At 62.7% G+C, this 11,782-nt stretch carries 13 protein-coding genes; 3 read left to right on the forward strand and 10 right to left on the reverse strand.

From position 1 onward, the window contains the following. The 10 genes from AUR66_RS16780 to AUR66_RS16825 all read right to left on the reverse strand — a co-directional run. On the reverse strand, positions 1-1,569 hold a 1,569-nt coding region (locus AUR66_RS16780; RefSeq protein WP_058573339.1), incomplete at its 3' end, for a Na(+)/H(+) antiporter subunit D. Next, entirely contained in the window at positions 1,569-3,287 is a 1,719-nt protein-coding gene (locus tag AUR66_RS16785) for a cation:proton antiporter (protein WP_058573340.1), read from the reverse strand. The genes AUR66_RS16785 and AUR66_RS16780, both read right to left, overlap by 1 nt. Further along, positions 3,287-4,777: a monovalent cation/H+ antiporter subunit D family protein gene (locus tag AUR66_RS16790; RefSeq protein WP_058573341.1), complete on the reverse strand. Its 1,491-nt coding sequence runs from the start codon at positions 4,775-4,777 to the stop codon at positions 3,287-3,289. Before AUR66_RS16790 ends, AUR66_RS16785 begins: the two co-directional genes overlap by 1 nt. Continuing rightward, positions 4,770-5,129: a cation:proton antiporter subunit C gene (locus AUR66_RS16795; protein ID WP_058573342.1), complete on the reverse strand. Its 360-nt coding sequence runs from the start codon at positions 5,127-5,129 to the stop codon at positions 4,770-4,772. The genes AUR66_RS16790 and AUR66_RS16795 overlap by 8 nt, the downstream gene beginning before the upstream one ends. Then, positions 5,126-5,593: an MnhB domain-containing protein gene (locus AUR66_RS16800; protein ID WP_058573343.1), complete on the reverse strand. Its 468-nt coding sequence runs from the start codon at positions 5,591-5,593 to the stop codon at positions 5,126-5,128. Before AUR66_RS16800 ends, AUR66_RS16795 begins: the two co-directional genes overlap by 4 nt. Then, entirely contained in the window at positions 5,590-6,135 is a 546-nt protein-coding gene (locus AUR66_RS16805; RefSeq protein ID WP_058573344.1) for a DUF4040 domain-containing protein, read from the reverse strand. Before AUR66_RS16805 ends, AUR66_RS16800 begins: the two co-directional genes overlap by 4 nt. Then, the gene (gene mnhG / locus AUR66_RS16810; RefSeq protein WP_058573345.1) at positions 6,128-6,445 is read right to left on the reverse strand and encodes a monovalent cation/H(+) antiporter subunit G; all 318 of its coding nucleotides are present in this window, start codon (positions 6,443-6,445) and stop codon (positions 6,128-6,130) included. The genes AUR66_RS16805 and mnhG overlap by 8 nt, the downstream gene beginning before the upstream one ends. 1 nt (position 6,446) lies before the next feature. Next, positions 6,447-6,737 (reverse strand): cation:proton antiporter, encoded by a 291-nt coding sequence (locus tag AUR66_RS16815; protein WP_058573346.1) that lies wholly within the window; start codon positions 6,735-6,737, stop codon positions 6,447-6,449. Then, the gene (locus AUR66_RS16820; RefSeq protein ID WP_058573347.1) at positions 6,737-7,831 is read right to left on the reverse strand and encodes a monovalent cation/H+ antiporter subunit E; all 1,095 of its coding nucleotides are present in this window, start codon (positions 7,829-7,831) and stop codon (positions 6,737-6,739) included. The genes AUR66_RS16815 and AUR66_RS16820 overlap by 1 nt, the downstream gene beginning before the upstream one ends. Before the next feature lie 72 nt (positions 7,832-7,903). Beyond that, positions 7,904-8,227: a hypothetical protein gene (locus AUR66_RS16825; protein ID WP_157533192.1), complete on the reverse strand. Its 324-nt coding sequence runs from the start codon at positions 8,225-8,227 to the stop codon at positions 7,904-7,906. A 280-nt stretch (positions 8,228-8,507) separates the two neighbouring features. Between AUR66_RS16825 and AUR66_RS16830 the strand changes: the two genes are divergently transcribed. The 3 genes from AUR66_RS16830 to AUR66_RS16840 all read left to right on the forward strand — a co-directional run bounded on the left by AUR66_RS16830 (position 8,508) and on the right by AUR66_RS16840 (position 11,774). Continuing rightward, positions 8,508-8,909, forward strand: coding sequence for a hypothetical protein (locus AUR66_RS16830; protein ID WP_058573349.1), 402 nt, complete (start codon positions 8,508-8,510; stop codon positions 8,907-8,909). Positions 8,910-9,124: 215 nt separating this feature from the next. Continuing rightward, the gene (gene hpt, locus AUR66_RS16835) at positions 9,125-9,691 is read left to right on the forward strand and encodes a hypoxanthine/guanine phosphoribosyltransferase (protein ID WP_058573350.1); all 567 of its coding nucleotides are present in this window, start codon (positions 9,125-9,127) and stop codon (positions 9,689-9,691) included. 205 nt (positions 9,692-9,896) lie between these two features. Then, positions 9,897-11,774 carry an ABC transporter substrate-binding protein gene (locus AUR66_RS16840; RefSeq protein ID WP_058573351.1) on the forward strand — a complete coding sequence of 626 codons (1,878 nt, stop codon included), beginning with the start codon at positions 9,897-9,899 and terminating at the stop codon, positions 11,772-11,774. Positions 11,775-11,782: the final 8 nt, after the last annotated feature.

Below are 11,782 nucleotides of genomic sequence, written 5' to 3' on the forward strand. Positions count from 1 at the left end.
CGACGCTCCAGAGACGACGCGGTCGACGGCCGCAAAGAGGTCGGTAACACCACGAACGAGCAGGCGGGTTCCGTAGAACACGGCAGGGTTCAACACGGCGTCGACGTCCGGGACGTCTCCGACCTTCGAGAGCGGCTTTTTCACCACTGCGAAGCCCACGATGCCCAAGACGGCGAGTACGAACCCTTCAGTGAGGTGACTGATGGTGAATGGGTGCGCGTCGACAGTGCTCCCGGGGAGAATTTCGAACAGTGCGTCCGGGTAGACACCGAAGAGGACACACAGTGCGGCGACGCCGAGCATCGGGACTGCCTGGCCGACGTTGGCGCGGTCGAGCGACCAATCGCGGTCGGTGTCGCGGACGAACGCGTAGTAGCCGAACTTGATGAACGACATGAACGTCCCGACACCGCCGGCGAGGAGGAGGTAGAAGATGCCGTCGTAGTGCTTCTTGTGCGCGGCGGCAGTAATCATCCCTTTACTCACGAACCCGTTGAACCCGGGGAAGCCACTAATTGACAGCGCGGCGATGGTGAACGCGAGCGCCGTCACGGGGAGCGCACCGCGGAGGTTCCCGAGGTACTTCAGGTTCTCCTCGCCGGTGCGTGAGAGGACGACACCGGCGGTCATGAACAACAGCGCCTTGTAGAGGATGTGGTTGTAGACGTGCGCGAACGCCCCCGCGGTGGCGAGGGCAGTCCCGATACCGACGCCTGCGACCATGTAGCCGACCTGCGACTGGATGTGGTACGACAGGAGTCGCCGCATGTCGTTCTGCAAGAGTGCGTAGAAGACGCCGAGGACGGCCATCGCCGTCCCCATGTACGCGATGGCGAGATTCCCGTCGGGGAACGCTCGCGCGAGGCCGTAGACGCCCGTCTTCGTCGTGTACACCGAGAGGAAGACGCTCGCGGCGAAGTGCGGCCGCGGGTAGGTATCGGGGAGCCACGTGTGCAACCCGACGTAGCCGACGTTGACCCCGATACCCACGGCCGCGAGGGCAGCGGGAATACCGGGGACGATGCCGTCGGTCGCAGAAAAGAGGAACGACCCGACTTCGACGTACTGCCAGACGATCGCGCCCATGAACAGACTCCCACCGAGACCGTGAGCGATGGCGTACCGGTACCCGGCACGAACCGCCTTTCCACCGTAGTCCCACACGAGGAGCGTGCTCGTGACCGCCATGAGTTCCCAGAAGAACACCATGGTGAGCCAATCCCCCGCGAAGACGGTGCCGAGGCTCGTCCCGACGTAGCCCAGCGCGTACGCCGTCTGGATGTTTCTCGCCTCCGATGAGTACGAGTAGAGGACGGCCGCCGCGCCGATGAGACCGAAGATGATGCCCATCAACCGGGAGAAGTCGTCGACGTTGAACAACACGGCGTCGAAGCCGAGGAAGCTGACCGGGAGGTGGACACCGGCGGGTGCGAGCAACGACCAGACTGCGACACCGCCCGTCGCGAGGACGCCGAGCGCGTGGCCCACGCGTCGTGAGACGAACGGCATGACGAGCGCGACGGCCAACACGACGAACGCCGGCGGAAGGAGTGTCGTCACGGTCGACATCAGAACACCACCCCCGTCACGTCGGCAACGACTCGCTGGACGAGTGCGAGGAAGACGGCCGAGTACGGCACGATGCCGAGGACGACTGCCCCCGCCGCCGCCGTCGCTATCGGAGCCATCATGAACCAGGTGCTCTCGGTCCCGATTCGACGACGCTCCCAGCCACCTTCGGGCGGGCCACCGTGGTGGTGGTCGTCAGAGTGGTCGTCAGCGTCGGTGGCAGCGTGTGCCGCTACGTCGGCGTCCGCGTCGGTGATGTGGTCACTGGGGTTTCGGTCGACGGCGTACCGGTCTTCGTCTCCGGCGGCCGGCCGTTTCGTCCCCCCGTCTGTGCGGGCGGAAACCCCACCGATGGGGAATTCTATGAGGGGTTTCGCGTCACTGTCGTCGGGCGTCTGGAAGAACGCCTGGTAGATAATCGGCCAGAAGTAGCCGATGTTCAACAGGCCCGACGCCAGCAGGACGAACACGAAGACGGTCTGGCCGGCGTCGATACTGCCGATGAGCAGGTACCACTTGCTGACGAACCCGGCGACGAGCGGGAGGCCGGCCATCCCGAGGCTCGCGATGGTGAACGCAATCATCGTCAGTGGCATCCGTCTGCCGATACCGGCCATGTCGCTGATGTCGTCGGTGTGCGTCTCGACGTGTATCGCACCCGCACAGAAGAACAGCGTGAGCTTCATGAACGCGTGGGCGGGGATGTGGAGGAGGCCGCCGACGAGTGCCGCCGGCGAGAGTAACGCGAGGCCGAGGACGATGTACGACAGCTGGCTAATGGTCGAGTATGCCAGTCGCCGTTTGAGGTTGTCCTGTCGGAGGGCGATGACGCTCGCGGTGACGATGGTGAACGCCGCCACCGCTGCGAGCGGGAGTCCGACACCGAGCTCGCCGACCGTCACAGGCCCGTAGACGTCCAGGATGACGCGAGCGATGCCGAAGACCCCACTCTTCACGACGGCCACCGCGTGGAGCAGTCCCGACACAGGCGTCGGAGCGACCATCGCATCGGGGAGCCACGAGTGGACGGGCATGAGTGCCGCTTTCACGCCGAATCCGGCGACGAGCAGGCCGAAGGCCGCGCGAGCGAGCACGGGGTCGGCGGTCGCGAGCGCGGCGATGCCGCCGGCGGAGAACTCGACAGTTCCGGTCGTCCAGAAGACGATGGCAGTGCCCGCGAGGGCGGCGACGCCGCCACCGAAGGTGTACGCAAGGTACTTCCGACCGGCCTTCCTGGCTTCGTCGGTCTCGTCGTGGGTGACGAGCGGGTAGGTCGCGACAGTCAACAGCTCGTAGAAGACGTACAGGACGATGAGGTTCGAGGCGAACGCGACGCCCAGCGCCGCGCTCACACTGCCCGCGAATGCGGCGAAGTACCGCGTCTGGTCGTGTTCGTCCAGTCCGCGCATGTACCCGATGCTGTAGAAGCTCGTGACGAGCCAAAGGGTGCTCGCGAGGAATCCGAATATCATCCCGAGCGGGTCGGCTTGCAGGACGAACCGCACGCCGGGGACGAACGTCCCGAGGTCGGTGACGTAGGTCGTTCCCCCGATGACACCCGGAACCATACTCGCGACGATTGCGAGCGTCGAGGCTGCCGAGAGGAGCGTGGCGCTCTCACGGATGTTTGGGTTGCGTCTCAATACCACGATTCCGACGATACCGACCGCTGCGGACAACACCGCCGCGAGCGGTCGCAGTGACTGAATATCTGTCATTAGAAATATGCCTCCAGTGCCGGCTGGATGACGTTGATGAGTTCAGACCCGACGAATCCGAGGACGACCGTGCCGACGGCCGCAAGAACGACGACGGAGCGCATTCCGACCGACGCCTCGGTGACGTTGTCGCCGCCGTCGGTCGAGACGGCGGCCCCCTCTGTGTCGCCGAGGGTCGCGGGCGCGGTGAAGTACATCCGTTCTATCACCCGACCGAAGTACGCGAGCGTGAGGAGCGTACTCACCACGACGACGACAGCGACCGACCACCTACCCGCTTCGACGGCGCCGACGACGATGTTCCACTTTCCGACGAACCCGACGGCGGGCGGGATACCGACCATCGAGAAGGCGAGCACCGCGAACGCCGCACTCACGACCGGGGCGCGCCCGGCGAGTCCAGCGAAGTCGTCGACGTTGCGGACGCCGAACGCGACGGTGAAGACTCCGACGGCGAGGAAGAGTCCGCCTTTCATCACGGCGTGGCCAACGAGGTGAACCACCGCGCCGACGAGCGCCGTCTCGTTCGCGATACCGATTGCGGCGATGATGAGACCGAACTGTGAGACCGACGAGTACGCGAGCATTCGCTTGAGGTCGGACTGCATGACGGCGAGTGCCGCTCCGACGACGATGCTCACCGACGCAAGCGCGACGAGTACGTCCGTCACGAGCGGGACAGCGTCGAGGAAGCCGGTCGTGTAGACGCCGAAGATGAGTCGAATCAGCGCGTACGCGGCCGCTGTCGACACGAGCGCGGAGATGTACGCACTGACCGTGTCGGGTGACTCTGCGTACGCACCAGGCTGCCACGTGTGCAGCGGGAAGAGTGCGACTTTGACCAAGAGCCCCGTGACGATGAGGCCGAAACTCGCCAACACCGCCGGCGACGTGTAGCCGACCGAGTCGATGGCGACAGCGAGGTCGGCCATGTTCAGCGTTCCGGTCGTGATGTAGAGGTAGCCGACGCCCAGCAGGTACAGCGACGCGCCGATGGTACCGACGAACAGATATTTGAGGCTCGCCAGCGCGGCTCTCGGGGAACGACCACAGGCGACGAGTGCGTACGTCGCGAGGCCGGTAATCTCGAGGAAGACGTAGAGGTTGAACACGTCAGCAGTGGCGAAGACACCGGAGATACCCGCCGTGAGCAGTGAAAGTTCGCTGTAGAACGCGTTCGAGTGCGGCCCTGCACGTCGTGCGTAGGCCAACACGCCGAGCGTCGACAGCGAGACGAGCACCAAGAGCGGTGCCGAGATTCCGTCGGCGACGAGTTCGATACCGAACGGTGGTTCGAACCCGCCGACTGCGTAGGAGATTCGCCCCGTGTCGATGACGAGCGCCGCCACTGTCGCAGAGAGGGCGAGGTGGACGACGCCCATCGCGGCCGCGACGTACCACCCGAGTCGGTCGAAGCGTCCCCCGAGGAGGACCGGAAGCAACGACGCGACGATAGGGACGACGACGAGGAGAACGAGCGCGTCAGTCATCTACCTGTACCTCCTTGATGACAGATTCGTCGAGGGTTCCGTAGCCATTGTAGATGCGGATGATGAGCGCGAGTGCGACGGCCGTCAGACTCACCCCGACGACAATCGCCGTCAGGATGAGGACGTGTGGAAGCGGACTTACGAACGTCGTCTGTCCGTGTCCGACGACCGGTGGTACGCCACCGTCGACGTAGCCGATGGTGACGAAAAACAGGAAGATACCGACCTGGAAGATATTCATGCCGATGACCTTTTTGACGAGGTTGTCACTCCCCATGACGACGTAGAGGCCGATGCCGAACAGGAGGACACTCACGACGTAGTTGTAGTGAGTGGTGAGGAGGTCTATCACGTCTCGTCACCCCCGTCGGCGTCATTGGTGAGCCCGGCGGCGAGGTTCATGAACAGCGAGACGATGACCCCGGCGACGGTGGCCCCGATACCGAGTTCGACGAGTTCGATACCATACTTCACGCCGTGGCTGATGTTGTAGACGGCGTACTCGAGGAACGCGCCGCCGAGCGCCATGGCCCCGAGACCGATGAGCGCGAAGGCGGCGGCACCGCCAGCGATGAGGAGTCGGAAGATGCTATCGTCGAGCCACTGTCGCGTCGGCTCGATACCGAACGCGAACGCGACCACGATGATGCTCGACGCGACGATGGCACCACCCTGGAACCCTCCGCCAGCGGACTCCGCCCCGTGGAACATGACGAACAGTCCGAAAGTAAACACGAACGGACTGACGATTCGGGCCGTCGTCATGATGATGGTACTTTCGACGTACGCGCGGACGGGGCGGTCGACCGAGCTCATACGTACACCTCCTTGCGGAGGACGACCAGCACGGCGACGCCGGCGGCCAAGACCACCGCTGCTTCACCGAGCGTGTCGAACCCACGGTAGGCGGCCAAGATGGCCGTGACGACGTTTTCGACCTCGGTCTGGGGGTACGCGTTTTCGAGGTAGTACCGGGTTATCTCAGAGGTCGCGACCGGCGAGTTGGGGTCACCGACGCGTGGGAGCGACCGCATCGTCGTGAGCAACACGGCGACGAGGCCGGTGGCGAGAAGCGCAGGAACCACCTTGATTCGTTCGAAGAGGCGGTCGCCGCCGGGGCGGACCGTCCGAACGATGGTCAGGAGGAACAGGACCGTCGTGACGCCGGCCCCAACTGCGGCCTCGGTGAGTGCCACGTCGGGTGCACGCAGGAGGATGTAGACGATTGAGACGCCAAAACTGAACCCTGCGAACGCGATTATCGCGCTGAGGATGTCACGGAGGAACGCGGCCGCGAGTGCCGCACAGACGACGAAGGTGAGCAATATCGCGATGACTGGAAGCTGCACGTCACTCACCCTCCTCGTCGCTTTTCGTCCACGGTTCGATGCCTTGGTCGTGGGCCGCCCGTGCGATGGCGTGGGCTGCCGTGGGGTTGGTAATCAACATAAACAACAGGAGGAGGACGGTCTTCACACCGGAGACCTCCGCGCCGAACAGCAGGGCGACGCCACCGAGCGAGAGCACCGTCCCGAGCGTATCGCTCTTCGACGTCGCGTGGGCGCGGGTGTAGAGGTCGGGCAGACGGATGATGCCGACGACTGCGACGAAACTGAAGAACAGTCCGACGAGGACGAGACCGACGACGGCGTATTCCAGCGGCGTCATCTCAGAGCACCCCCCCGCGTTCGACGATGAACTTGGAGATGGCGATACTCGCCAGGAAGTTCAACAGTGCGTAGACGAGTGCGATGTCGAGGTAGCCCGGGAGGTCGAGCGCCGCGGCCACGAGCACCAGAATGACCACCGTACTCGTCCCGATGGCGTTGATGGCGATGACGCGGTCTTCCATGGTCGGTCCGCGAACCACGCGGTAGAGGAGGGCGACTGCGAACGCGGCGAAGGCTCCCGCAGCGCCGAGGAGGAGTGTCTCGAACGTCGACATCTGTTCGAGTGCCATCAGGCGTCCTCCTCCGTGTCGTCCGTCGTCGGGAGCGAACTAATCGCCCCGCGCTCGGCAGGTGACGGGAGGCGCGCTGCCGACCGGCCGTAGAAGACGAACCTGACGGCGCGTTCGAGCGCCCCCTCTTCGAGGCCGTCGCGGGACGATTGCGTGAGCGAGTGGATGACTAAACTGTCTCGCTCCATGTCGACTGTCAGGGTACCGGGCGTGAGCGTGATGCTGTTGGCGAGCGTCGTCACCGACAGGTCGCCCCAGATAGCCGCTCGGAACCGTTGCATCTCCGGTTCGATGGGGAGGTCCGGGTGAAGGATGATGTAGGCCACAGAGAGGTTGGCTTTCAGAATCTCCCACAGGAGATACGGGACGTAGAGGAGAAACCGAACGGTCCGGACGACGAATCTGGACGCATCCGGTGTGTTCACGAACGTGATGCGCGAAAACACCGCCGTTACGATACCGGCGGAGACTGCACCGGTCACGAGGTTGAACGTGTCGAAGACACCGGCGAGTAAGAGATAGAACGTGAACGAACCGGCGAACATCGTCACCGCTTTCGAGACGTTCGCTCGACTCGGAAGACGGCTACGTTCGACGACGCGCTCGACCGGCGCTTCCTCGACGAGCAGGTCAGACCGAGCGAGTTCGAGTTCGAGCGGTTGGAGCATCGGTGCACTTCCTCCCGGACGGTACTCCGGGTCGACGATGATTCGGTCGAGTTCTCGGTCAGCGGCGTAGTCCAGGAGGACCGTCGCGAAGTCGCCGGGCGAAAACAGGTACCTGTCTTCACCGATTACCGCGGTCTCAATCGAAACAGGAACGTCCTCGCTGGCGAGTTCGCCGTCGTCGTCGTAGTCGAGGTCGTCAGTCGCCCAGACGCGGGCCTTGTCGAGTGTCTCGGCGACTTCCTCGGCGACAGACTGTTCTCTCTCGTCGACGAGTTGCCAACGGACCGGGTAGACGAAGTGGACCGTCGCCTCTTCGCCCGTTTCGGAGGCGACTCGCCGTGCTTCACGGACCGCGTACGCAACGGTATTCCGGAAGGTCGACGACTCTCCGACGGGAACGAGAATGCGTGCACTGGACTCGGACATCACCCACCTCCGAGGCGTTGCAGGACAATTCTCACCGAATTTCGATACTGGCGCATAAGTACTATCAGTCACTTACGAAAGCCAAGCAAAACCCTTTCCGCTATCGGTCGGCGAACCCACCGGTTTGCAGTCGAAAGGTCGGTCACAATTGCGGGACATCACTCGGATTCGACACTGGAGACGCGTTGGGCGGCCCGTGACCTCTGGACCGGCCCGTGTGCCGCAGTCTATCGGGACGTCGAACTCGCCATCGGGCACTTCGGTCTGTCGTTCAAATTCGGCACTCTGCGTGTCGATGCCGCTTTGGGAGGCCCGTTCGACAGCGGACTGGTGTTCATCGACGAAGGTGACGTGTTCGTAGTCTTCTTCGAGTCGTTCGGCGACGACGTGGCCCACGCGTGCTCCACCGAGTATGCGTGAATTTGTTGCCATGATGTAGTTGTAACTGTGGTCGGGTGCTGGCGCTCAGACGTTCGTCGACGTCACAGTACCTCCGGTGAGATTTCTGGGAGGCGATGAGTACTCGGTCGATTTTCATCGCCACGAATTCCACCCCCAAATTTATAACAACATCTGACAATCAGGAATTCATGACAGGTCCAGACGCGCGCTCCGGGCAGGGAGACGCGCAGCGTCAGGGCGTGGGGGGGAACGCGTGATAATCGACCCGGCACGGATGGCATCCGTCAACGGACCGGGGCCAATGAGCGACGTCGCGATGGACGCGATTCGTGAGACGTCTGAGGGGGCTGTCTCACTGGTCGCCGTCTACGGGGCGACGGCGTTCGACCTCTTCCACGTGGGAGAGTCAGTTCGCGAATCGTTCGGCAGTCGTGACGAACTCGTCGCACATCTGAGTGACCTCGCCGAAGAGACACGAAGGGAGTTCATGGAACGCGGACTGTTCTCGGGACTCAGTCCGGTCCAAAACAGCGTCGAGTACCGATTCGAAGAGCGAGACGACCACGGTGTCTTGCAGGTGTACTGCGGGGGACGTGGTATGTTGCTCTTCGTCGACACCGACGAACCGGTCGAACCACTCGTTCGGACGGCGTCGAACCTTCTCGGCGGAATGTAACGACCCTCGGGGAGTCTCCCCGAGGACTGTCTGCACCCGCGAGTCGCAACGCTGGTGTTCCGATTTACCGGCGGGTCCGAACGGAGAGGTGTGGCTACGATACGTGACGGAACGCTACCGTCGTCGCGTGACAGTCGGTACCGCCTATCGTGTGTTTGCGTACCCGACGGACCGCGAACCGCCACATTTTATGCCTAACCCGGGGAACGGGCGACATGGACCAGTTGCGGCAGTCGCTTCTCGACGCGCCAATCATCGAAAAAGGCGATTACGAATACTTCGTGCACCCGATTAGCGACGGGGTTCCGATGCTGAAACCCGGACTCCTCCGTGAAATCGTCATCAAGATCATCCGCAAGGCTGACCTCGAAGACGTCGACAAAATCGTCACCCCGGCGGCGATGGGCATCCACATCTCGACCGCCGTCTCGCTCATGACGGACATCCCACTCGTCGTCATCCGAAAGCGCGAGTACGGTCTCGATGGTGAGGTCTCTCTCCACCAGCAGACCGGGTACTCCGAGGGAGACATGTTCATCAACGACGTGAACGAAGGCGACCGCGTCCTCGTCCTCGACGACGTGCTCTCGACGGGTGGCACCATGAAGGCCGTCCTCGACGCCCTCGACCACATCGGTGCCGACGTCGTCGACACTGTGGCCATCATCAAGAAAGCCGGCCCGAACGAACTCGACGACTCGGAACACCACGTCAAGACACTCATCAACGTGACCGTCGAAGACGGCGAAGTCGTCATCGTCGACGAACACGGCGACGACTGAAGACGACAAACTGCTTCGTCAGCAGTCGTCTAACAGACGGAGTCGATGCGTGCGACTCCGGTCGACGCGGTACCGAATCGCGGTTCTTCTCACGTCGTGTCCAACCACTGAACAGTTGCGACGTTTACGTGGATGGCGTCGCCCTGTTCATGTCAATTCTATAATAATCGAAGACTATTTGCATAACTGGGCATCACATGAGCGCATGGCATCCGGTAACAAATTACATTTCGATAGACGGTCACTGTTACGAACACTCGGCGCAGGGGGAGTCGTCGGACTCGCAGGGTGTACCCAGGGCTCTGACGACGGCACGTCGACGGCGGATACCGAGAGTGGTGACGGTGGTGGTGGGTCAGATTCGACCGAGACGCCTGCGTCGGACCTCGGCGACACGTTGGTCGGTCCCGACGGCGAACAAGTCTCGCTCAGTATGGTGTACAGCACGGGTAGCGAGACGACCAAGACCATCGCGCAGTTCATGCAACAGGAGTACGGGAAGATGGGTATCGCCGTCGAGTTGACGGGCGTTCCGTTCAACACGATGCTGTCGAAGTACGCCCAGAACACCTACACGCCAGACGACGGCGAGGAGCGAACCTCGTTCAACGCGGGGCCGCGCGACGAATCGACGAGTCAAGAGCAGTGGGACCTCATGCTCGGCATCGGATTCAACTCGTACCCACGGACGCCGACGGCGATTCGGCCGTTCTGGACGAGCGAAGAGAAACGCCAGCAGTCGACGGTCAACTTCTACGGCTACCGGCCCAGTGAGGATATCGCGGGGATGCTGGACCAGGCCTCCAAAGAGACGGACGACGCGAGGCGACAGGCAATCCTCGCGAACGTGTTCGGCGTCCTCAGCCGCGACCAACCGGTCAACTTCTACGAGTTCTCGGTCGACCTCAACGGGTTCCAACAGGACATTCAGGGTATCGACGCCGGGCCGAGTATCGGCTACAACTACCAACAGTACTTCCGCGGTGAGTCCGGCGCGTCGCCGTCTATCACGGGCGCGTACAACGTCGGGGCGGGGACGGACGCGAAGACGGTCAACCCCATCCGAATCAACGACACCTCGTCTGCCAACCGCCTCGGTCTCACGTTAGACGGCGCGTACACGCTCGACAACGACAACAACGTCGTCCCCCTGTGGGTCGAGTCCGTCGACACCGACGACAAGCAGAACTACGAGTTCACCCTCCGCGACAACCTCCAGTGGGGCGCAGACTACGGCCAGATGACTGCCGACGACTGGGTGTACTACATCCAGGAAGTCCACCAGGCCGAAGACAACTGGGCGGGAGACGTGAACCAGTCCGACTGGTTCAGCGGCGGCGACCCCATCCCGGTGGAGAAGACGGGCGAACTGAGCTTCGAGGTGCAACTGCCCGAAGTCGACCCAGCGTTCGTCTTGAAGCCAATCATGTGGGGTGCGTACTGCCTCCCGAAGGGCCTCGTCGAACAGTACCGCGACATGGAAGACGGGGGGAACCAACTCAACCAGTCGACGGAGATTCAAGAGATTACCTACGGCGGGAACCTCGGGCCATACACCTTCGAGCGCTGGGACCGCGAATCGGTGTTCGTCGCCACGCGCAACGACGACTACTACCTCCGCGACGTGGAGGGGTACGACGGAACCCCCTACTTCGAGGAGTACAAGTACCAGGTGTTCGGCGAGGAATCGACGCGACTCTCCGCGTTCGAGACGGGAGAAGTCAGTGCGACGGGAATCCCCTCGGCGAAGGCCAAGAAGTTCGAGGACCTCGAATCGACGAAAGTCATCCAGACACCGAACGCGTTCTGTTCGATTCTTGCCTACAACCAGCGTGCGAACGGGTGGGACCAACTGCGGACTCGCGACGTCCGCTACGCACTCTCTGTGGGCGTGAACAAACAGACCATCGTCGAGAACATCGACCGTGGGTACGCCGAAGTCGCCCACACGCACCAACCCGAGTTCTCCGAGTGGTTCGACGATTCGAAGGTCGAAAAGACCGGCGTGGGCGAGAACTACGGCGCGGCGAAAGCCAAGCAGATACTCGCCGACAACCTGTCGAACGACTACGGATTCGAGTGAGGGTGGAG

The sequence above is a fragment of the Haloferax profundi genome (assembly GCF_001469865.1).
GTDB lineage: Archaea > Halobacteriota > Halobacteria > Halobacteriales > Haloferacaceae > Haloferax > Haloferax profundi.